Source organism: Ligilactobacillus cholophilus (assembly GCF_030389495.1).
In the GTDB taxonomy this organism is placed as follows: domain Bacteria; phylum Bacillota; class Bacilli; order Lactobacillales; family Lactobacillaceae; genus Ligilactobacillus; species Ligilactobacillus cholophilus.
Genome location: NZ_CP127832.1, coordinates 1208521 through 1229483 on the forward strand (window position 1 = coordinate 1208521; position 20963 = coordinate 1229483).

25 protein-coding genes are annotated in these 20963 nt (G+C 30.8%); 7 read left to right on the forward strand and 18 right to left on the reverse strand.

The window, feature by feature from the left end; genetic code table 11:
• Positions 1-107 precede the first annotated feature (107 nt).
• Positions 108-1286: an acetate/propionate family kinase gene (locus QPK35_RS06310; RefSeq protein ID WP_290033108.1), complete on the reverse strand. Its 1179-nt coding sequence runs from the start codon at positions 1284-1286 to the stop codon at positions 108-110.
• 371 nt (positions 1287-1657) lie between these two features.
• Here QPK35_RS06310 and apf (QPK35_RS06315) point away from each other — a divergent pair, with 371 nt between their 5' ends.
• Entirely contained in the window at positions 1658-2260 is a 603-nt protein-coding gene (apf, locus tag QPK35_RS06315) for an aggregation-promoting factor (RefSeq protein WP_290033109.1), read from the forward strand.
• Positions 2261-2364: 104 nt separating this feature from the next.
• Here apf (QPK35_RS06315) and QPK35_RS06320 read toward each other — a convergent pair whose 3' ends face one another.
• The 5 genes from QPK35_RS06320 to QPK35_RS06340 all read right to left on the reverse strand — a co-directional run bounded on the left by QPK35_RS06320 (position 2365) and on the right by QPK35_RS06340 (position 5161).
• Entirely contained in the window at positions 2365-2601 is a 237-nt protein-coding gene (locus QPK35_RS06320) for a cytochrome b5 domain-containing protein (protein WP_290033110.1), read from the reverse strand.
• 21 nt (positions 2602-2622) lie between these two features.
• Positions 2623-3105, reverse strand: a complete 483-nt coding sequence (locus QPK35_RS06325) for a nucleoside 2-deoxyribosyltransferase (protein WP_290033111.1) — start codon at positions 3103-3105, stop codon at positions 2623-2625.
• Between the two features lie 24 nt (positions 3106-3129).
• The gene (locus tag QPK35_RS06330; protein WP_290033112.1) at positions 3130-3309 is read right to left on the reverse strand and encodes a hypothetical protein; all 180 of its coding nucleotides are present in this window, start codon (positions 3307-3309) and stop codon (positions 3130-3132) included.
• Positions 3310-3453: 144 nt separating this feature from the next.
• Positions 3454-4056 (reverse strand): aggregation-promoting factor, encoded by a 603-nt coding sequence (gene apf / locus QPK35_RS06335; protein ID WP_290034257.1) that lies wholly within the window; start codon positions 4054-4056, stop codon positions 3454-3456.
• Between the two features lie 400 nt (positions 4057-4456).
• Entirely contained in the window at positions 4457-5161 is a 705-nt protein-coding gene (locus QPK35_RS06340) for a TVP38/TMEM64 family protein (RefSeq protein WP_290033113.1), read from the reverse strand.
• 167 nt (positions 5162-5328) lie between these two features.
• Between QPK35_RS06340 and QPK35_RS06345 the strand changes: the two genes are divergently transcribed.
• The 5 genes from QPK35_RS06345 to QPK35_RS06365 all read left to right on the forward strand — a co-directional run bounded on the left by QPK35_RS06345 (position 5329) and on the right by QPK35_RS06365 (position 8585).
• Positions 5329-5457 (forward strand): hypothetical protein, encoded by a 129-nt coding sequence (locus QPK35_RS06345; RefSeq protein ID WP_290033114.1) that lies wholly within the window; start codon positions 5329-5331, stop codon positions 5455-5457.
• Positions 5441-5833, forward strand: coding sequence for a TetR/AcrR family transcriptional regulator (locus QPK35_RS06350; protein ID WP_290033115.1), 393 nt, complete (start codon positions 5441-5443; stop codon positions 5831-5833). Before QPK35_RS06345 ends, QPK35_RS06350 begins: the two co-directional genes overlap by 17 nt.
• A 5-nt stretch (positions 5834-5838) precedes the next feature.
• Positions 5839-6897 (forward strand): ABC transporter permease, encoded by a 1059-nt coding sequence (locus QPK35_RS06355; RefSeq protein WP_290033116.1) that lies wholly within the window; start codon positions 5839-5841, stop codon positions 6895-6897.
• Positions 6898-6911: 14 nt separating this feature from the next.
• A complete protein-coding gene (locus QPK35_RS06360; protein ID WP_290033117.1) occupies positions 6912-7586 on the forward strand; it encodes an ABC transporter ATP-binding protein in 675 nt (224 codons plus the stop codon).
• Positions 7587-7655: 69 nt separating this feature from the next.
• Positions 7656-8585, forward strand: coding sequence for a magnesium transporter CorA family protein (locus QPK35_RS06365; protein WP_290033118.1), 930 nt, complete (start codon positions 7656-7658; stop codon positions 8583-8585).
• Positions 8586-8622: 37 nt separating this feature from the next.
• Here QPK35_RS06365 and guaB read toward each other — a convergent pair whose 3' ends face one another.
• From guaB to QPK35_RS06420, 11 genes are all read right to left on the reverse strand, one after another.
• The gene (gene guaB / locus QPK35_RS06370) at positions 8623-10110 is read right to left on the reverse strand and encodes an IMP dehydrogenase (protein WP_290033119.1); all 1488 of its coding nucleotides are present in this window, start codon (positions 10108-10110) and stop codon (positions 8623-8625) included.
• Between the two features lie 150 nt (positions 10111-10260).
• Positions 10261-11043, reverse strand: a complete 783-nt coding sequence (locus tag QPK35_RS06375; protein ID WP_290033121.1) for a tyrosine-protein phosphatase — start codon at positions 11041-11043, stop codon at positions 10261-10263.
• Between the two features lie 55 nt (positions 11044-11098).
• Positions 11099-12433, reverse strand: a complete 1335-nt coding sequence (locus tag QPK35_RS06380; protein WP_290033122.1) for a hemolysin family protein — start codon at positions 12431-12433, stop codon at positions 11099-11101.
• A 74-nt stretch (positions 12434-12507) separates the two neighbouring features.
• Positions 12508-13296, reverse strand: a complete 789-nt coding sequence (locus tag QPK35_RS06385; RefSeq protein WP_290033123.1) for a tyrosine-protein phosphatase — start codon at positions 13294-13296, stop codon at positions 12508-12510.
• Between the two features lie 11 nt (positions 13297-13307).
• Complete coding sequence (locus QPK35_RS06390) at positions 13308-13778, reverse strand: hypothetical protein (protein ID WP_290033124.1); 471 nt, start codon at positions 13776-13778, stop codon at positions 13308-13310.
• A gap of 20 nt (positions 13779-13798) precedes the next feature.
• On the reverse strand, positions 13799-14557 hold the full coding sequence (locus QPK35_RS06395) for a L,D-transpeptidase (protein ID WP_290033125.1): 759 nt from the start codon (positions 14555-14557) through the stop codon (positions 13799-13801).
• Between the two features lie 80 nt (positions 14558-14637).
• The gene (locus QPK35_RS06400; protein ID WP_290033126.1) at positions 14638-16182 is read right to left on the reverse strand and encodes an ABC-F family ATP-binding cassette domain-containing protein; all 1545 of its coding nucleotides are present in this window, start codon (positions 16180-16182) and stop codon (positions 14638-14640) included.
• A gap of 176 nt (positions 16183-16358) precedes the next feature.
• Complete coding sequence (locus tag QPK35_RS06405; RefSeq protein ID WP_290033127.1) at positions 16359-16499, reverse strand: hypothetical protein; 141 nt, start codon at positions 16497-16499, stop codon at positions 16359-16361.
• 73 nt (positions 16500-16572) lie between these two features.
• Positions 16573-17265: a TerC family protein gene (locus QPK35_RS06410; protein WP_290034258.1), complete on the reverse strand. Its 693-nt coding sequence runs from the start codon at positions 17263-17265 to the stop codon at positions 16573-16575.
• Between the two features lie 145 nt (positions 17266-17410).
• Positions 17411-17827, reverse strand: a complete 417-nt coding sequence (locus tag QPK35_RS06415) for a helix-turn-helix domain-containing protein (RefSeq protein WP_290033128.1) — start codon at positions 17825-17827, stop codon at positions 17411-17413.
• Between the two features lie 115 nt (positions 17828-17942).
• Positions 17943-18704 (reverse strand): DUF6574 domain-containing protein, encoded by a 762-nt coding sequence (locus tag QPK35_RS06420; RefSeq protein WP_290033129.1) that lies wholly within the window; start codon positions 18702-18704, stop codon positions 17943-17945.
• Between the two features lie 135 nt (positions 18705-18839).
• Between QPK35_RS06420 and QPK35_RS06425 the strand changes: the two genes are divergently transcribed.
• The gene (locus QPK35_RS06425) at positions 18840-19952 is read left to right on the forward strand and encodes a glycoside hydrolase family 3 protein (protein ID WP_290033130.1); all 1113 of its coding nucleotides are present in this window, start codon (positions 18840-18842) and stop codon (positions 19950-19952) included.
• Positions 19953-19988: 36 nt separating this feature from the next.
• On the opposite strand, the gene QPK35_RS06430 is transcribed toward QPK35_RS06425, so the two are convergent.
• The gene (locus QPK35_RS06430; protein ID WP_290033131.1) at positions 19989-20855 is read right to left on the reverse strand and encodes a DegV family protein; all 867 of its coding nucleotides are present in this window, start codon (positions 20853-20855) and stop codon (positions 19989-19991) included.
• Between the last annotated feature and the right edge of the window lie 108 nt (positions 20856-20963).

Consider the following 20963-nt stretch of genomic DNA (forward strand, 5'->3'; position numbering starts at 1 on the left):
TTTATAAAATTAAAATATATTTACAAATACCGTACATTAAGTTTGACACTTAACAATATAATACATAAATAAAAAGACGCGAATAAATTCACGTCTTAAAAAATATCCTATAAAACTTTTTTAATTTGTTGAACCATTGCTAATTCTTCATTTGTTGGAATTAATAACGTTTTAACTTTTGCATCATCTGGCGAAATAATTCCTTCTTGATTTGCTTGATTCTTTTGAGCATCAACTTGAATTCCTAAAATACTTAATTCCTTCAATAAATCAGCACGCAAGTCAATTTGATGTTCCCCAATGCCACCAGCTAATACAATAGCATCAATACCACCTAATTCAGTATAGTAACTTCCAACATATTTAACTACACGATTAATAAAGATTTCACGAGCAAGTGCTGCTCTCTCATCATTTTGAGCACATCTAGCTTCAATATCGCGCATATCAGAACTAAATCCTGAAATTCCTAAAATCCCTGATTTGTCATTTAATAAATTCATTACATCATCAGCAGACATACCTTCTTTATCCATTAAGAATTGTACAATTGAAGGGTCAATATCTCCTGAACGTGTTCCCATTGTTAGTCCTGGAAGTGGTGTAAAGCCCATTGAACTATCAAAGGCTTTTCCATTTTTAATTGCTGCAACTGATGCTCCACTTCCTAAATGTAAAGTGATAATTTTTAATTCTGATAGTGGACGATCAAGAATTTCAGCAGTTCTTTTACTTAAATAACCATGACTAATTCCATGTTCCCCATAACGCCGAATACCATATTTTTCAGACATTTCATATGGCAAACTATAAATTGCATTCATTTCCGGCATATCAGTGAAAAACACACTATCAAAAACAGCATATTGATCAACATCTGGTAAGATTTTTTGCATTAACTCAATAAAATGAGCTTCATGTGGGTTATGTAATGGTGCAAAATCCTTTAAATTTTTGATTTCTTCTAAAACTTCTGCGTTAATTTTTGTTGCTTTAGTAAAACGTCGACCTCCAGCAACAACACGATGACCAACCGTAGAAATTTCATCTAATGTCGCAATTTTTAATTCTTGGATTTTCTTTAAAATTAATCGAACGGATGCTTCATATCCTAAATCAGGTTCATTATTAACAATCTTTTCGCCATTATATTTAATAGTAATCATTGCCTTAGGTGTATTTATCCGTTCCACTTCACCTTCAGCGATCATCTTTTCATTCGTTAATTCAAAAACTTTCCATTTTACTGATGAGCTTCCAGCATTTAACAATAAAATTTTTGCCATCCAATATTCCTCCGTAATTCTCTATTACTTTTGCGTTAAATTATACCTTATTTTGTTACATTGAGCGAAAAAAATTGCTCTTTTTCAAATAAAATTCGCATTATTTTGAAAAAATTTCATAAAAAAAGCAATTATTTCAAAATTTATAAATCCTTATATATCAAAGATTATGGGCGCTTTATTACAAAATAAATGCATTTTGTAATAATTAGTAATATAAGTGCTACATCGTTGTTATATTAAATTCGTATACTATTAATCGTTGAATCGATAAAACGTCGGTTTTTTATTTTTCAAATCAATTACATAAATTAATATAAATTGAAAAATAAACAGATAGAAGATAGAAATTTTTAGGAGTGGATATATTTATGAAGATGAAAAAGGTTTTAGTTTCTGCTGCAGCATTAACAGGTTCAATTGCAGGTGCTACTGTTGTTGCAAATGCTGACTCAATCACTGTTCAAGCTGGTGACACAGTTTCAGAACTTGCAGAAAAGTACAACACAACTGTTAATAAAATTCAAGAAATGAACAACCTTGATAATCCTGACTTGATTTTTGTTGGTGAAAAGTTAGAAGTTAGCGCTGAAAACACAGCACAAGCTTCAACAACAAACGTTGCTCAACAACAATCAACAACAAACAACAGTCAAATGCAAGCAGCAACTCAAACTGCTACATCAACACAAAGTACACAACAAAACACACAACAAACTTCAACACAAAGTTACACATCAAATGTTTCAGGTGATGAAGCTTCAGCACGTGCATGGATTATCCAACACGAATCAGGTGGTAACTACGAAGCTCGTAATGGTCGTTACTATGGTGCTTACCAATTAGATATTAACTACTTAAACGGTGACCTTTCAAAAGCAAACCAAGATAGAACTGCTGACAGTTATGTAAAAGGTCGTTACGGTTCATGGGTAAACGCTAAGAACTTCTGGTTATCACACAACTGGTACTAAAATTTAAATTATAAATTTAAAGAACTATGATTAATCATAGTTCTTTTTATATCAAAAAAGAGATGGAAATAAATATTCCATCTCTTTTCTTTTTAAAAATAATTTTAAATTAGTTTACCAACTTTTGTTAATTTTGAAAGTACTCGTGTTCCATGAGGTGACTTATTTAAAAGTGCATCAGTTACATCATTTCCAGCTAAATTCCCATGATGTTCACCATTTTTCCACCCTGGGATGTCTGTAACATCATAAACATCACCTTCGATTGCAACATATGCCTTGTGACCATTTTTGCCATCGAATTGCTTTAATTCTTCTTTAGTAAATTCTTTTAAACTCATCAAAAATCCTCCTTCACCATTTTAATATACATCGCCATTATATGTTCCACTAGTTACATGACGAAAATCAAAAGTTGCTAATTCTTTCATTCTAATAATACGTGTAACACCAATTGCAACCATCAAATTTAATGGTTCATCAGCATCATCTGGAATTACCATTACTGTTTGCTTTCCTGATGCGCGTAAATATCCCATTTCATAAGCTACACCGTCATCAATTTGAGCAGGATTGTATAACATAATTCCAAGATCTGCTCCCATCATTCCTTCAATATCAGAAACATATGTCCGATTTTGCCATTCAACATCATGAATTAATTCAGGATGTTCATTAACATCTAAACCTTTATATTGATGATCTAATGGAAAATGAGAAAATTCTCGTGAAACTGAAGGATTTGCTTCGATTGCTTTTAATCCTTGTTCTAACTGCGCACGTTGTTCAGGTGTAAACCAACTACATGCAATATATGCTTTTACTGGACTAGGTTCATTTGCCATATAATTCTCTCCATTCTTTTGAATTTATCTTGTAATATAACGCACAAACAAATAAACGCCGGCGCATAAACTCAAAATCCCTAAAATAGTAATTATAATTCTCATTAAAATGGCATCTCGTTCCTTCATTCCAAATGAATTGTAAATCATCAAAAACCCAATTACAATTAGTAATAAAATAATTAAAACAATTGAAATTCGCATCTTGACACCACCTAACTTCCTATATAATTATCTTATCTTACATTAACTTTGAATGCTATGATTTTTGTTAAAAATATAAAAAGTTATTTTTTTTATAATAAAAAAGCTATGACTAGTGTCATAGCTTCTCTTAATTCTTTTATTTTAGTACCAACCACATTGTTGCCAGTGTTGTTGTGCACCTTGCCATGAACCGTAACGTGAAGTTACATATTCATCAGCAACTTTATCTTGGTTAGCTTCTGAGTAATCACCATTTAAGTATGATGCACTTAATTGATATTTACCAATGTATTGACCATTACGTGCGTTGTAGTTACCGCCTGATTCGCGTGCAACAATCCATGCACGTGCTGCTTCTTCACTACTTGAAAGATTTGATGAGTAGTTATTGTTACTACTTGTTTGATTATTATTTGATGTAGTAGTTGTGTTATATGAAACTTGTTGAGCAGCTGGTTGAGTTGTTTGTGTAGCTTGACTTGCTGTTCCATTATTCACAGCAGTTGTTGTTGCAACTTGTTGTTCACCATTATTATTAACCTTCAATTGTTGACCAGCATAAATCATGTTGATGTTTGATAAACTATTTAATGATTGAAGGCTTGAAATTGATGTATTGTATTCTTTAGCAATCTTTGAAAGTGTGTCACCACTTTTTACTGTAATTGTATCAGCATTAACTGCTGCGGCACTAACAGTAGTAACTCCTAAAGCTGTAGCAACTGTTACAAATAATTTTTTCATATTCTTCATAAATTAAATTCACTCCTGTAAAATTTGTCTTATCTATTTACTAAACTCTATACTTTGTTTCGCCTTCCATCGAAACAACATAGTTTAGTATAAGAGGTCTGTGTAACAATAAAATAGCAAATGAATTACTATTTCCCCCATTTCTGTAATATTTATATTACTCTTGTAATAATTCGCAACAAATTTCAACAATATATTTTTATATATATCAGCTTATTCCCTTACCTATGGTATTTGTAGAAATTCTCTAAAATATGACAAAAAATGCACTTTTTGCCTAATATTCAAACTTATTTTGCTCAAAAAAATTATTTTTTATTAAAAAAATAGCGAAAAAACATCTTTAAATGTCTTTTTCGCTACTTTAAACCCTTATTTTGTAACAGTTTTGTTATTTTAAAACTTCATCTTCGCGTCTTTTTTTACTAAATTCATGATAAATTTTTACTAATCCAGCAAAAATAATAACAATTAATACTACTGCGATAATCATTCTTAATGTATTTCCTTTAAATACAGCATCACCACCAAATGCATAAAGTAATGATGTTGGTAATGTTCCAATTGCAATACATGTTATTAATTTCGACAATTTCATTTTTAATTTAACCGCCATATAACTAGTAAAACTTGATGGAATAAATGGAATTGCATATCCCAAAATGATCGCTAAAGCTGGATTCTTAAAGCGTTTAAATGAAGCCATTTGTTTCTTAAAGTTCTTTGATTTCTTAATAAAGTTAAAATGAGCCAACAAGTAAACTACTAATAAATCTCCTAAAACATACCCAATTAAGTTCATTAAAATTCCAGCCCATGGCCCATATAATACTCCATTAAAAATACATATTACAGCCACAGGTGCTCCTGGAATTGCTGTTAAAATTGCCGTTAATCCAATTAACAAGCATGCATCCTTTAATCCGTGATGACGAAATGCTTGTTTCAAATATGCCCGATCAGCATTTGGATTAAATAGTTCTTTAATTTGAGGATAATAATCTTGAATTAAAAGAGTCAATAATCCAAGAGCTAATATAATCCCAAATGTTACTGCAGTATATAAGAAAATTTTACGTCTTGTTTCTTTTTTCATAACCTATCCCTTAACTCATATATTTTCAAGTACAATCATATCATTTAGCAACTAATATTTACACCTAACATCAAAGAATAACAAGTAAATTTAAAGAATTGACAAAGTGTCACCTTAAATAATATAATCAAATTAAAAAGTGACACAATGTCAACCAGGAGGAAATTATGCCTACAACTACTTTTGAACATTTAAATAATTTAAAAAAACAACGAATTGAACAAGCTCTTCTAATCGAATTTTCTCATTATTCAATCAATGATGCTCAAGTCGCCCGAATTGTCAAAAAAAGCTGAAATTGCTCGTGGAGCATTTTATAAATATTTTGATAATTTAGAGGATGCTTATCAATATTTATTAAATAAAGCATTTAAAGAACTTCATAATGATTTATCTCTTGAGAATTTTCAAGATTCTTCATTTTTAATCGATAAAATGAAAAAATTTATTGCTGAAGCTAATTCTAGTTCTTATTTTGATTTATTTAGAATGCATTTTAAAAGCAATGAACAATTGCTACATCCATTTATATCTACTATAAAGTTTACTAAAAAGGAATGGATAATTTTCACATTAAGTCACGAAACTTTACGTGAGATTTTCTTAGATTATCCGCATCACACATTTTACTTAAATCGTTTTGCAAATATTATTCAAAATATGAAGGAGTAATAGTTATGTTCTTAGCACTTAAAGAAATTAAACATGAAAAACTTAGATATAGTCTCGTTATTTCTATGGTTGTCTTAATTAGTTATTTAATTTTTATTTTAACAAGCCTAGCACAAGGACTCTCAAGTCAGAATACTGCAGCAATTGATACCTGGCATGCTCAACAAATTGTATTAAATAAAAATTCAAATATCAGTATGCGACAGTCTTTTATTACTAAACAACAAGGAAAACAACTTAAACAAGGCAAAAATGAAGCATTAATTGGACAAGCTAATGTTGTTGTTAAGCATCCTAATGCCCAAAAAATTTCTGCAACTTTTATTGGTATAAAATCTTCACAATTTATCTATCAAGATATGAAATTGACCAGTGGACATTTACCTAAAAATAATCATCAAGTTGTTTTAGATTCTTCTTTTCAAAATGATGGATATAAACTTAATCAATGGATTAAACTAAACTCTCTTGAACAAAAATACCAAATAGTTGGATTTACTAATAACGCCAAAATTAATATTTCCCCTATTGTTTATGGTTTTTTAAGCGAATGGAATGAAATTAGTAATTTAAACACTAATTTCATTGGTAATGCATTAGTTACTAAATCAACTTCATATAAAGTAAATTCTTCCGATTTACAAGTTTATTCTATTAATAAGTTTATAAATAATTTACCTGGATATACTGCACAAAATACAACATTTGAATTTATGATTGGTTTTTTAATGGTAATTTCTCTCATTGTAATTGCAATTTTCTTATATATCATTACAAATCAAAAATTACCAAACTATGCTGTTTTAAGAGCACAAGGTATTCCTGCTAAAACTTTAGTAATTAATACAATTTCACAATCACTTATATTAGTTATTAGCGGAATTTTAATTGGAGCATTACTAACATACCTTACAAGTATCTTTATTCCAGCTAGTGTACCAATGACATTTAATCTTCCTATACTAAGTGCAGTCGGATTAGGTTTAACACTTACATCTATATTAGGTGCTATTTTACCAATCTGGACTATCTTGAAGATTGATCCAATTAAAGTAATCGGGTAGAAAGGAGTTTTAATATGGCTACGTTATTATTACAAAACGTGAATAAAATTTTTGGACAAGGAAGTGCTCAAGTTAATGCTTTAACTGATATTAATTTTAGTGCTGATTATGGAAAACTTTCACTCATTTTAGGACCATCAGGTTCAGGTAAAAGCACCTTTTTAACAATTGCAGGTGGTTTACAAACTCCAACTAGTGGCAAAGTTCTAATTAATGACAAAAACGTTCAAACACTAACCAGCAAACAGCGTGAAAAAATTCGTCTTAATCATATTGGCTTTGTATTACAATCATACAATTTAGTCCCTTATTTAACTGTTGCGGATCAATTTAAATTAGTTGATAAAATAAAAAAGAAAAATAACATGTCAGCAGATCAATTAACAGCATTACTTAAACAATTAGGTATTAATAATTTAATCAATAAGTATCCTGATGAGTTATCAGGAGGACAAAGTCAAAGAGTAGCCATTGCACGTGCTCTTTATCCTAATCCCGAAATAATATTAGCTGATGAACCAACTGCCGCTTTAGATACTGAACGCGTTGAAGAAGTTGGTAAAATCCTTGCTGAATTAGCCCATACACAACAACGTGCTGTCATTGTAGTAACTCATGATCTTCGTTTACGTAAATTTGCTGATAATATCTATAACATAATTGATGGTAAAATGACTCAAGAAAAATAATTTTTTTATTCATTCCCTCTCGTTTTTTTGTTACAATAATAAAGATATTGTTTAAAGAGGTGAAACATTTTGATCAAACACGAGGATTTACCAGAATTAGCATCTAATAATTTTAAGTGGCTAGATGTTGTTGATATTGATGAAGCTGATATTCGTGAATTAAAAAAGACTTTTAAATTAACACCAGAAATTACATCATATATTTCTGACTTAAATGAACGTCCGCACTATGACTATGATGAACACACTGATAGTCATTTGCTGGTATACGACGTTCCGTTATGGCCCAGTGTTGAAATTAATCACTTTACAACACGTCCAATCGTCTTTTTGATTTATCAATCAACAGTCTTTACATTTCACACACATCGAACAAATTATGTGTTTGATCAATTTGTGGAATCTGACATGCACAATCGTCTTGAAAATGTTAAAAATATTGTAGAATTTGTAATGTTGTTTTTATTTCATTCTACTCAATATTTTCAACGTGCACTTACTCAAATTAATACTGAACGAAACCAACTAGACCGTGCATTGAATAGCGAAATTGCTAACCGTGATTTACGAGAATTAGCACAAATTGAAAAAAGTTTAGTATATCTTTCTAGTAGTATTAGTACAAATTTAATGATGCTTGAGAGTTTGAATAAGACTCCATTGTCTTCTAAATTTACTACAGCCGCTTTAGAAAGATTAGATGATATTCTAATTGAATCGAATCAATCATCTCAAATGGTAAAAATTTCAAATGAAGTAACTGAGATGCTTTCTAAAACATCTAATAATATTTTGAATAATAACTTGAACGATACCATGAAGTTCCTTACAGTATGGTCCTTGTTATTAACTATTCCAACTATTATTACTGGATTTTTTGGAATGAACGTTAATTTACCGTTAATGAATAACCATTGGGCATGGTTAATAATTATTGTATTAAATATTGCCTTTATGATTTGGCTGTTTGTTTATATGAAAAAACATCACTTTATATAAAAAAAAGACTATGTTTTAAAACATAGTCTTTTTATTTTTAATCTCTTGAGTAGTTTGGTGCTTCTTTAGTAATTTGAACATCATGTGGATGAGATTCACGTAACCCAGCACCTGTAATTTGTACAAATTGAGCATCTTCACGTAATGCTTTAAGATCAGGAGCACCACAGTATCCCATACCTGCGCGTAATCCACCATCCATTTGATAAAGAACACTTGAAACCGGACCTTTATATGCAACTTGGCCTTCAATTCCTTCTGGAACTAATTTATTTGCTTCATTTACAGCACTTTGGAAGTAGCGATCAGATGAACCATGAGTTGAGTCCATTGCTCCTAAACTTCCCATTCCACGATATGATTTGAAACGACGACCTTGATAAAAGACTGTTTCACCTGGAGCTTCTTCTGTACCCGCTAACATTGAACCTAACATTACTGCATTACCACCAGCTGCAATAGCTTTTACAATGTCACCAGAATATTTAATTCCACCATCAGCAATAATTGCCTTATTATATTCTCGGGCTACACTTGCTGCATCATAAACAGCTGTTAATTGTGGTACACCAACACCTGCAACAATTCTTGTTGTACAAATTGAACCAGGTCCAATACCAACCTTAACTACATCAACACCAGCTTCATATAAATCACGTGTAGCTTCTGCTGTTGCAACATTTCCTGCAATCAATGTTGCATGTGGAAAATGTTCACGAATTTCTTTGATTTTACGTAAGACACCTGCAGAATGACCATGTGCAGTATCGATTACTAAAGCATCTGCTCCTGCATCTAATAATGCTGCAGCACGTTCAAATGTGTCACTTGTAACTCCTACAGCAGCTGCAACTAATAAATGTCCTTGTTCATCTTTAGCAGCATTTGGAAATTCGACTACTCTTTCAATATCTTTTAATGTAATTAATCCAGATAAACTGCCTTGACCATCAACCAAAGGAAGTTTCTCAATCTTATTTTTCTTAAGAATATCTCGTGCTTCTGCTAATGATGTGCCTTCTTTAGCAGTAACTAAATCTTCTTTAATCATTACATCATTTAATTTTTGAGAATGATCTTTAATAAAGCGTACATCACGACTTGTAATGATTCCCAAAAGCTTACGGTTTTCTTCATTATCAATTACTGGCACAGAACTAATCTCGTTCAATTGCATTAAGTTTTCTGCTTCAGTTACAGTATTATCTTTAGTTAAATAGAATGGATCATCAATAATTCCATTTTCTGAGCGTTTAACTCTGCGAACTTCTTCTGCTTGGCGTTCAACAGACATATTCTTATGAATTACACCAAGTCCTCCTTCACGAGCCATTGCAATTGCCATCCGTGATTCCGTAACTGTATCCATTCCTGCACTGATAATCGGAATATTTAAATGCAAATTATCAGCTAAATCTACACTCAAATCAACTTCATTTGGTAAAACATGACTTTCAGCAGGAATTAATAATACATCATCAAATGTAAAACCTTTTTTTGAAAATTTAGTATCCCATTTTGACATTCTCTGATCTCCTTCAAAAATAATTTGTTGCTATATAGATTACAAAAAATCCGTACAAATTTCAAGTATTTTCTCTTTAAAAATATCATTTACGAATATTTTTTCTAATTATCTGTTTATATTTAATTTTATATTGAATATTTTGAATTTTTACTCCAAATAAATCGAACGTAATTTTTTTAATTGGATTGCATCTAAATTCAAATATTTTTTTAAATAATCATCCATTGATGAAGCTACTACATTACATGTTTTTTCTAAAATAGCAAAATTATCAGCACTAACAGCTAAATTAGCATTTAATTTATCTGCCAAAGCATTTCTTTGATCATTTGTTACTAATTCATTGATTTCTTTTGCAGAATTACCTTGAAAAAATAAGTTTGTTAACAAATAATCGTTTAATATTTCGTCAGGTTTAACTTGAAGAGCATTTAAAATTAAAAATGCAGCTACTCCTGTACGATCTTTCCCTGCTGTACAATGAAAAACTAAACTTTGATTTTCTTTTTCATTAGCTAACAACAAATCAAAGACTTTGCGATAAGCACACCATGCATGCTTATCAACAAGCATTTGAACATAACTTTGATCAGCATAATTATTATTATCTAACTTTAATTTCATATAATTTACTATTCCTAAATTTTTAAATACATCTTTACTAAAAGGATAAACAGGTATATTTACATACGCTGTTCCCTTTTGATAACGATCAGGATAATATTCTACTTCTGATTCTGAACGTAAATCTACATCAATTCGTAAACCATAATTATATAGATAATTTAAATCCTGATCTGTTAAATCATTCATATTACCTGAACGTAATAGCTTATGATATTTAACAGTCTTACCCGTAATTGTATGATATCCTCCAAGTTCGCGAAAATTAACTCCACCTTGAAGTTCTAACATGCGTTTTAATACCATTTTTTGCCCTCCTTTTTAACAAAAAAAGGTCATGGTTCCCACCATAACCTTTCCTTTATTCTGATTTTTCATTCTTTTTTAAAGGTTTTACTTTCATCCAATCAATGTAATTACGCTTAAAATCAGTAACTTCAACTTCTACATTTCCAAGCGTAATTTTTGTTCCTAATTTGACTTTGTAATTTTCAAGTAAGTAACCCGCTAGTGTAACACTATCTGATTCTTGAAATTCTTTGTCTTTAAACTTAAAGAAACGTTCAAAATCATATAATGTCGTTTTCCCAGAAACTGTGTATGAACCATCTTTATTGGAGATAATATCATCAGATGAAACATCATCAGCCTCATCTTTTACCGTTCCAAATAATTCTTCATAAATATCGCGATCAGTTACAATCCCACTAGTCCCACCATATTCATCTAAAATCACAACTAATGGTACATGTTTTTTAATCATCTGTTGTAATAGTTTTTGAATTGGTGTCATTTCTGGGGCTGTAATAACAGTCCGCATTACACGAGCAACCTTAACTGTATCATCAACTTGAGCTTGACGAATCATATCATAAATGTACACATAGCCTAAAATATTATCTTTATCATTGTTAGCAACAACTGGATAACGTGAGTATTTTGTCTGTAAATATTTATTTATTACATCACGTACTGTGTCAGTAACATCTACAACTTCTAAACTTGTTCGATCAACCATTATGTCTTTGGCCACTTTATCATTAAATTCAAAAGCCCGTTCCATATAAACATAATCTTCTTGATCAATTGCTCCGCTGTCAACAGAGTTTTTAGAAACGTTTAAAATTTCATTCTGCGACATTACGTCTTCTTCTTCGCCAGCCGGTTTTAAGCCTAACATTTTGACAATTCCAGAAGCTGAAGCATTTAGTAACCAAACGAATGGATAAAAAATCACATGAAAATAATGTAATGGTCTAACAATGAACATCATCATTTTCATTGGCATATCAATACTAATATTTTTAGGAACAATTTCCGTTAAAACAACTTCTAAATAAGTTAAAATTGCAACCCCTAAAACTGCACTAACAGCTACAATAGTTGCATGATTTATTGGTAAATGTCCAAATAAGTTTGTTAAAACTTGCGAAAGAGTATCTGCACCAATCCAACCTAAAATGATTCCAGTCGTTGAAACCCCTACTTGAGTCGTTGACAGGTACTCATTCATATTCGTGACCATTTGCAATGCTAGTTTTAATTTCTTTTTGTTTCCCTTGCCTTCTTCCAAAGCACTTTCAATCGCACTTTTACGTACAGAAACAATTGCAAATTCCGCGGATACAAAAAACGCCGCAAAGTAAAATACGATCACTACAATAATCAAGTTGATTATCGCCTGACCACTTGACATTTAGTCATTCCCCATTTCTCAATAAAGTTTATATAACTAATAATACCACCTTTTACATGGTATGTTTGAAAAAACTATCTATTTATTAAGTAAATTTTCTTTAAATCTTTTTGTTGTTCAGGTGTTACTTTAATAACATCTTCTAGATATTTTACAATCGATCCATATTCATTCTTAATGATATTTAATGCAGTATCCAGGTATTCATCACAAACCATTGTTAAAGCTTCAATATTTTTTAGGAAAACCTCTCCTAAGTCTTTATACATTTCTTGTTTATTTTGTTGATTAATAATTAAATGTTTATTTGAAGATAAATAATCTTTACGGATTATTTCAAATGGAACACCTAATATGCTCATTAGATAAACTGCACCCATTCCTGTTCGATCTTTTCCAGCTGTACAGTGGAACAATACTGCTTCATCCTCATTAGTATTTGCTAATAATTCATCAAAGAAGAGGCGATAAGCTTTATGTGCACTTGGTGCTAGAACAATATCTTTATATGACTGAATCATATTTTTATAACCTGCATTAGGATCTTCTAAAAATGCCTTTTTGCGCAATTGTGCTTTTTCAGTACTATTAGTTTCATCTGCAGGAAAAACCGGATCTGAGATATATTTAGCTGCTGTTGGAACTTTATCAGGAAAAGATTCTTGTTCTTCTTTTGAACGAAAATCAATATCTACTCTAACCCCATAATCATTTAAATAGTCTAAATCATGTTGATTAAGATTATAAAGCATTCCCGAACGAACTGCCTTATGCAATTTAATTATTTGACCATCTTTAGTTTCATAACCACCAATATCACGAAAATTAAATCCTTCTTGAATATCTAAAACGTGTTGTTCCATCTTACACCCTTCTAATTTTTATTTTCAGTTTTCATTTCAATATTTTTTTGAATATCCTCGATGTTTTTATGCACCATCTCAGATACCATCGATGCCGTTTTAGCTGGATGGTTTATTAAGTCATCAATCGAACAAACTTCATCAATTCTAAACTTAGATGCATTTAAATCGTCTGCTTGTGTAATTAAATATAGGTTCACTGGTGCGTTATCATCTGGATTTTCAAAAAAATTATCTACTTTACTAATGTTTGCAAACGGAAGATTTATAATCCCACTTTCTAAGCTAAATTGAATTTCTTCATTAAATCCCTGTACGAAAAGTGTCTGCTTACTCAATTTATTTTGTGAAACAGAAAGTTGAAAATCTGATATGACTTGTTTTAATGCAGAGTCTAAATCTTCAATTGCAACTTGCATTTCACTATTAATAAATTTTCCATCTACAATATCGTCAATAAAGTCTTTAACTTTAATTTCCATTCTCATCACCTTAACTGCGACTAATCTTTTTTCTGCTCATAATACTTTTTCAAAGTTTGATAAGGATCTGTTTTTTCTTTTTGACTTTGAATAATAATGATTGTCTTAGCAGGAATATTTTCGACTAACCATTTGGCATCTGGTGCACTTAACCAAATTGCACCATTAGTTTTTACAACATGTTTATGCTTGTATCGCTTACCTAAGACATCGGTTATCTTCTTAATTTTGCCACCATTTTCAGTAGTTGGAACTGATTGAATCATAGAATTTCCATGTTTACCAAAAGATAGCCATGCATGATAGAAATATCCTTTTGGTGCATCATAGTAATCAGTTCCTCGATTTTTATGTATTTTGAAAATACCAGTTGGCGTTCTTTGATTGTCACTCATCTCATCATAATCTCGATTAGCATAAGCATACATTGTATAAATAGTATATGGTCCTTGATGAACATATAGTCGTTCTGCTTTTAAATCAACTGATAACCATACTCGATTATATGTTTTATAGTTTTTGTATTTTTTTATATCAGGATATGGCAAAGTTTCACTAGGTTGGTCCCATGAAATTGGTTTTGTCATATTTTTCTTTTGCTTTTTTATCAACTTTTTGTTTATTTTTTCATTTTTTTCATCGATTTTCTTTTGTTTTGTTATTTTCACTTCTTTAATCGATTCTAAATGATGTACATATACATATGTCCCAACAGTTGCTCCTACTAATAAAATTGCAACTAACCAAGAAAGCCATAAATGGCGCTTTTTCTTTTCCATAATATTTCCTCACTTTTATTTGTTACATAATAAATATACCTAAATCCGTAAATTTTTCAAATTTTTACTCAAAAAACAAATTAATTTTTCTTTTGTAAAGACTCTACATTTAACACATGATCAACCCATTCTTCATAAAATGATGGTTCATGACTTACTAAAATGATATTTCCTGGGAAATTAATACATGCATCTTGTAAGGCATTTTTGGTTTCATCATCTAAATGATTAGTAGGTTCATCTAAAATCAGAAAATTAGACGATACTAATTCAAGCATACATAACTTAACTTTGGTTTGTTCACCACCACTAAGCAATTTAATTGGTTTCATTATATTAGAAGCATTTATTCCAACTCGTGCTAATTTTTGACGAATCAATTTAGGCTCTAACTTTGGATACTCATTTTGGATAATCTGCAATGGAGTTAACTGTGGATTTTGCCACACTAAATCCTGATTAAAATAATTGATTGTCACATTATCAGCAAATTTTGCTGTTCCATTAAAAGTCTTAATTTGTCCTAAAATCGATTTGATCAAAGTTGATTTACCTACCCCATTAAACCCCTTCAAAACGATTTTTTCGCCATGTGTCATAGAAAAGGTAACTGGAGATAATAATGGCTTATCATAACCTACAACTAAATCTTTAACAGTAAGAGTATTTGTCGATAATATTTCAATATAAGGAAATTTAAAATGAGCCTGTAAATTATCACTTGGAGGAGTAATACGTTCCATTTTGGCTAATCTTTTTTCACGTGATTTTGCCATATTAGAGCGGCTTCCCGCTTTATTTTTCCTAATATAAGCCTCATCTTTTTTAATTTGTTGCTGCTGCTTTTCAAAAGCTTTTTGTTGCACTTCTTTTTTTATTTCTTTTTGTTTGATTGCAGCTTTAAAACTCCCTGTATATTTAGTGATTTTTCCCCATGCTACATCAATAATTGTATTAGTTACTTTTTCTAAGAAATCGTAATCGTGGGATATAACCATCAAAGCACCACTAAAGTCATTCAAAAAATCAGTTAACCAATCAATATGCTCTGTATCCAGATAATTCGTAGGTTCATCAAGCAATAATACATCTGGATTTTCTAATAATAGTTTAGCTAAAATAATTTTTGATCGTTGTCCTCCTGAACATTGACTAACTTCCCTATCTTTTCCAAGAGCATTTATTCCTAAACCTTGCATTACTTGGTCAATTTTAGTATCCAAATTATAAAAATCAGCAGCTTCAAGTTTTTCTTGAATTCTTCCCGCTTTATCTAATAATTTCTCATCTAAATTTTCTGCATATTCCGTATAACATTGGGCTTGTTGCTTCTCCAACAAATATAAGTCCTTAAAAGCACTTCTTAAAAATTCAATTATAGTTAAATCATGTGCGTTTTGAGCATATTGATCTAAATAACCAATTTTAATATTATTTTGCCACTTAATCTTCCCTTCATCTGGAAAAATCTGTTTAGTAATTAATTTAATCAATGTTGATTTACCGGCACCGTTTTGTCCGATAACCCCCATATGATCCGTTTTATTTAAACTAAATGACGCATCTGAATATAACTGCTTATCTGCAAAGCTCATTGAAAGATGCGTTACTTCTAAAATACCCATTTAATTCATGTCACAAATTCTTTATTATTATAAAAAACGCCACATAATCGCATCTGCGACCATGTGGAGCTTCTTATCGTATTCAATTAATTGAAACTCTTTTTAATAATGTAACTCCTCGAGAAAGCTCACATTATTACTGAGCTCCACGTGGCACAATAACCGCGTTAGCTCAATTATTTAGCAGCCTTGTCAGCTTCATCACGTTCCTTTAAGAAGTCTAATACAGCTTCATGTTGCTTACGACGTTTCTTAATGTTCTTGTGGTTTACTGGACGACGATCATTAGCTACACCGATATGTGTATTTTGTGACATATGAATAACCTCCCTTCAGACATTAACAACCATTCATTTTACCGAAAAATTTAAAAAATTTCAAGTTTACTTTCTATTCTTGAATCTTCTTTGCTCTAATTTGATGAACTATTAATGTAATTACGACAGATGCAAGTACAATCATGCCAAATACTCCAGCAGGAATTTCGATATCAATTGCTGGGATTGATAAAAATAGTTTAACTGCAATAATCGCAATTAATGCATATGCCATAACTTCTAGTTCAGGTATTTTTTCCATTAATTTCATAATAACTTCTGCGATTCCACGCATACATAAAATCCCAATCATTCCACCAATTAACACAATAACTGGGTTAGGAGAAATTGCTAGTGAAGCTAAAATTGAATCCACAGAAAATACGATGTCCATCATTTCAATTGAAATAACTACTGACAAGAATAATGGTAGTATTCTCTTTTTAGTTTTTTGTTTCTTAGCTTCTTTTTCAGAATCTGGATGAGCCATTTTCCAAAAATGTTTTATAGACAAGTATAATAAGTAACCTGCACCAATAACTTTGATCCACCAGAATTTAATTAAGTATGTTCCAACACCAATTAAAAGGAATCTAAATAAATATGCTCCCCAAAGACCATAAAATAATGATTTTTCCTGTTCTTCTTTTGTTGGTAATTTTTGTGTTTGAGCTGCTAGTACAATTGCATTATCAACTGATAATAGACATTCAATCAATACCAACGAAAAAATAATCATCCAATCTTGTCCTGATTCAATTACCATTTTCCAATTTTCTAAATCAAAAAATGGTCCGTATAAATTTTGTAAAATATGTAACAATTAAAATCTCCCTATCTTTTAAATTTCTACATAACCGTAACACATTTTAAATCCTTTTTTATCCAATCTAGCATTATATTAACAAAATTTAAATTTTGTCCAATGGTAATGTCAGTTCACCACTTTGAACCTTCTCATGATTAGTTTCTAGCTGTTTTCCATGCAAATAACCTTTAATCATTCCATAAATAGCCATCTTATCTTTAGAACTTAATTGATGACCATCAAAATTCAATTTAGCAGTAGAGACAAACAAATCATCAAGTTCAATTTCCGTATATTCACGGCCTGTCAAAAAATCCAATGAAACATCAAAATAATCAGCCAGTTTCATCATTTCGATATACGAAGGAGCATTGACGCCTCTTTCCCAACTACCAATTTGAGGGCCTGTATTAGCTCTTTCTCGTGGATAATCTGTTAAAGACTGATTTAAGGCATCTGCCAATTCAGGTAAAGATAATCCTCTACCCTGTCGGAGTGCTCGTAAACGTTCAGGAAACATTTTTTCACCTCATCTGATATATTTTTAATTACATATTAAATGAGACTGTGACGAATGTCACAGTCTCAAAATAACCAATGAATGTAAAAATACATTCAAATTGCCATGGTAGAGGTTATTGTCCACTAAACATCATTTGCATTAAAACAGACATTCCGATTGATAAAATTCGGAGTAAGATTTGAGATGCTAAAATGTAGAATACAAAGTATCCTAAACCAATAATTAAGCCTGTAACAATTCCAGCATAAACCTTATCTAATCCTTCTTCATTTGAATGTCCTACAACTGCAATCAAAATTGCAATTCCAAAGATGAATAGTGAAAAGATTGTTAAAATTGAAATTACACGACCGCCAGTACCAATTAATCCTAAAATTAAAATAACTAGGGCAAAAATCACGTTTAAGCCACAATATTGTGCAACACGATTCATATAATCCCAAAAACTTTCTTTTTCTCCAGATACTAGGTAACGGTTTACCAAATATGTACCACCGAGAATAATTGCTGCAGCAATTAAGCTATATCCAAATAATTTTGAATAAACTAAAAGTTCTGCAATATTTGACTTACTTCCATTTAATGTATAAAAAATGTTATCAATATCAAACATTGTATTAGCTAATACTTTATGGAAGAAAGCATATAATGAGCCAAAGAATACTAATAATTCAGCAATTATTGTTGTAATACCAAACCATTTTGCTCCTTGGCATTTAGTACCTGGGTGAATCCATGAATTAACCAACCATTTGAAATAATTTACTGATTGGTTTTTTTCATTATTTTCACTTGAATTATTAGTAACTTTACTTGCAACTTTTTCTGATCCATCTGGATAGAAAACTACTGTTTGTAATTTGTTTTGTGACATCAAAACCCGCTCTCTTTCTTTATCATTACATCCTTATTGTAAACTAATCGTAACATTTTTTAAAGAATAGGGTATCAATTTTCATTAAAAGTTTTTATAATATTCTTTGAAAATTCATGGGAGGATCAACTACTAATGAGAAAAAGACTTTATATTATATTATTAACGATAATCACCATCATTACTTCAATATCACTTTCATCTAATACTACTGAAGCATCAAATTCAAATAATTTAATGAAAGTAGTTAAAAGAATGTCCTTAAGGGATCGAATTGCACAAATGTATTTTGTTCCTAGTAATGGCGATTCAGCTCAGATGGAAAAAGATATCCAGCAATATCATTTCGGAGGAATCCTCTTATTTGGTAGTGATTTTCAAAACGAAACTCAACAAACTTTTAAGGATAAGATTAATCAATTTCAAAAAGTAAGCAGCATTCCTCTATTTATTGGAACAGATCAAGAAGGTGGTACCGTTTCTCGTCTTTCTGATAACCCACAATTAACAAACAACCGGCAATTTCCATCTCCATTAAACTTGAATCAAAACTTAAAACAAGAAACAACTGAAGCAACAGAAACTGCCAAAATATTAAAAAGCCTAGGCATAAATTGGAACTTTGCACCTGTGGCAGACGTTTCAACTGACCCTAACAGTTTTATTTACAACCGTACATATGGTAAAAACTACACTGAAACTGCAAAATACATTTCAAAAGTTGTTCCTGCAATCCAAAAAGAAAAAGTCGTTGCTACATTAAAACATTTCCCAGGTTATGGAAACGCTAATGATACACATACCGGATTTGCAACAAGCGACAAGTCATTAAGTGATCTAAAAAAGCAAGATCTTTTACCTTTTAAAGCTGGAATCAAAGCTAAAGTTGATGCAATTTTAATTTCTCATATTTTAATTAGTCAGATAGACAATCAATTGCCAGCATCATTATCACCCAAAGTAAATCGATTTTTGCGTAAAAATTTGCATTATAGTGGAATCATTATTACTGACGATTTAGGAATGGATGCTATTACAAAATTTGCACAAGAAAAACAAATAAACGCTGATGTTACTGCAGTTAAAGCAGGCAATGATATGCTTATTAGTAAAAACTACGCTAGTGGAATCCCAGCAATTGAAAAGGCTGTACAAAATCATGAGATTTCAGAAAAACAAATTAACCGTTCTGTTTATCGCATTTTGAAATTAAAACAAAAACTTGGAATTTATCATATTCATAAATAAAAACAGGGAACCAAATTGGTTCCCTGTTTTTAATAACTATCTAAATTCTTCTGGTTCTTTCTTCTCTGCAAGAGTTATTACTCCAATTGCATTTAATCCAGTATGAGTCATAATAATAGGACTTGTTAATCGTGCAATATATTTAGCATCTTTACTATTTTCTGGCAAAACTGCATCCTTAACTCGTTCTAAATAATCTTCATCACATGCAACATTTGACAATGATAATTCTTGAATAGGGTTATCTTCATGAAGTTTCTTTAATTCATCACAGTATTTAAAGAACACTTTACGACTACGTCCCTTTTTAGCTATATCTAATTTATCTTCACGCAAACGGACAACAACCTTTAAGTTAATTAATTTTGTAAGCATGCTAGCCATTTTACCTAAACGACCACCAGATAAAATATTATCTAAATCGTCAACTAACACATCTACAGTTGTTCGTTCCAAGATATCTTCACAATGTTTTTTAATTTCTTCAATTGATTTGCCTGCTTCAGCATCTCTAGCAGCCGCAAGCACTTGAAAGGCTTCACCACGGTCAGTTGATTTACTGTTAATTACAGTAACTCTTGATTTAGACATTTCTGCAGCTGACACGGCTGTTTGATATGTTCCACTTAAAACATCAGATAAGGTAATTGCAATTATTTCACTACCATCTTCACCTAAACGATCAAAAGTATCTACAAATAAACCAACAGGTGGTTGACTTGTTTTAGGTTTATTACCTCTCTTCAATTCTTCAACAAGTTCTTCACGAGTGATTGTTTCACCATCAATAAAGTTTTCGCCGTTAATTTCAACAGTTAAGGGAACAATTGTAATATTATATTTTTCAATTTCTGCAGGTGTTAATTGAACAGATGAATCTGTCACAATTTTAATCTTTGCCATGTCAAATTCTCCTTAAGCAAGTTTATTATACTTCAATTATATATATTATATTTAATAAGTCAACTATATCTAGATTTTAAATCTAGATATAGTTAAATAATAAGCATA

Excerpts from the sequence above, each read along its gene's own strand:
- QPK35_RS06425 (WP_290033130.1), top strand. The coding sequence starts at position 18,840 with ATGAGAAAAAGACTTTATATTATATTATTAACGATAATCACCATCATT.
- QPK35_RS06320 (WP_290033110.1), bottom strand. The coding sequence starts at position 2,601 with ATGAGTTTAAAAGAATTTACTAAAGAAGAATTAAAGCAATTCGATGGC.
- QPK35_RS06420 (WP_290033129.1), bottom strand. The coding sequence starts at position 18,704 with ATGTCACAAAACAAATTACAAACAGTAGTTTTCTATCCAGATGGATCA.
- guaB (WP_290033119.1), bottom strand. The coding sequence starts at position 10,110 with ATGTCAAAATGGGATACTAAATTTTCAAAAAAAGGTTTTACATTTGAT.
- QPK35_RS06395 (WP_290033125.1), bottom strand. The coding sequence starts at position 14,557 with ATGGAAAAGAAAAAGCGCCATTTATGGCTTTCTTGGTTAGTTGCAATT.
- QPK35_RS06405 (WP_290033127.1), bottom strand. The coding sequence starts at position 16,499 with ATGTCACAAAATACACATATCGGTGTAGCTAATGATCGTCGTCCAGTA.
- QPK35_RS06415 (WP_290033128.1), bottom strand. The coding sequence starts at position 17,827 with ATGTTTCCTGAACGTTTACGAGCACTCCGACAGGGTAGAGGATTATCT.
- QPK35_RS06340 (WP_290033113.1), bottom strand. The coding sequence starts at position 5,161 with ATGAAAAAAGAAACAAGACGTAAAATTTTCTTATATACTGCAGTAACA.
- apf (WP_290033109.1), top strand. The coding sequence starts at position 1,658 with ATGAAGATGAAAAAGGTTTTAGTTTCTGCTGCAGCATTAACAGGTTCA.
- QPK35_RS06390 (WP_290033124.1), bottom strand. The coding sequence starts at position 13,778 with ATGGAAATTAAAGTTAAAGACTTTATTGACGATATTGTAGATGGAAAA.
- QPK35_RS06410 (WP_290034258.1), bottom strand. The coding sequence starts at position 17,265 with ATGGTAATTGAATCAGGACAAGATTGGATGATTATTTTTTCGTTGGTA.
- QPK35_RS06385 (WP_290033123.1), bottom strand. The coding sequence starts at position 13,296 with ATGGAACAACACGTTTTAGATATTCAAGAAGGATTTAATTTTCGTGAT.
- QPK35_RS06360 (WP_290033117.1), top strand. The coding sequence starts at position 6,912 with ATGGCTACGTTATTATTACAAAACGTGAATAAAATTTTTGGACAAGGA.
- QPK35_RS06310 (WP_290033108.1), bottom strand. The coding sequence starts at position 1,286 with ATGGCAAAAATTTTATTGTTAAATGCTGGAAGCTCATCAGTAAAATGG.
- QPK35_RS06380 (WP_290033122.1), bottom strand. The coding sequence starts at position 12,433 with ATGTCAAGTGGTCAGGCGATAATCAACTTGATTATTGTAGTGATCGTA.
- apf (WP_290034257.1), bottom strand. The coding sequence starts at position 4,056 with ATGAAAAAATTATTTGTAACAGTTGCTACAGCTTTAGGAGTTACTACT.
- QPK35_RS06355 (WP_290033116.1), top strand. The coding sequence starts at position 5,839 with ATGTTCTTAGCACTTAAAGAAATTAAACATGAAAAACTTAGATATAGT.
- QPK35_RS06430 (WP_290033131.1), bottom strand. The coding sequence starts at position 20,855 with ATGGCAAAGATTAAAATTGTGACAGATTCATCTGTTCAATTAACACCT.
- QPK35_RS06400 (WP_290033126.1), bottom strand. The coding sequence starts at position 16,182 with ATGGGTATTTTAGAAGTAACGCATCTTTCAATGAGCTTTGCAGATAAG.
- QPK35_RS06375 (WP_290033121.1), bottom strand. The coding sequence starts at position 11,043 with ATGGTATTAAAACGCATGTTAGAACTTCAAGGTGGAGTTAATTTTCGC.
- QPK35_RS06345 (WP_290033114.1), top strand. The coding sequence starts at position 5,329 with ATGCCTACAACTACTTTTGAACATTTAAATAATTTAAAAAAACAACGA.
- QPK35_RS06325 (WP_290033111.1), bottom strand. The coding sequence starts at position 3,105 with ATGGCAAATGAACCTAGTCCAGTAAAAGCATATATTGCATGTAGTTGG.
- QPK35_RS06330 (WP_290033112.1), bottom strand. The coding sequence starts at position 3,309 with ATGCGAATTTCAATTGTTTTAATTATTTTATTACTAATTGTAATTGGG.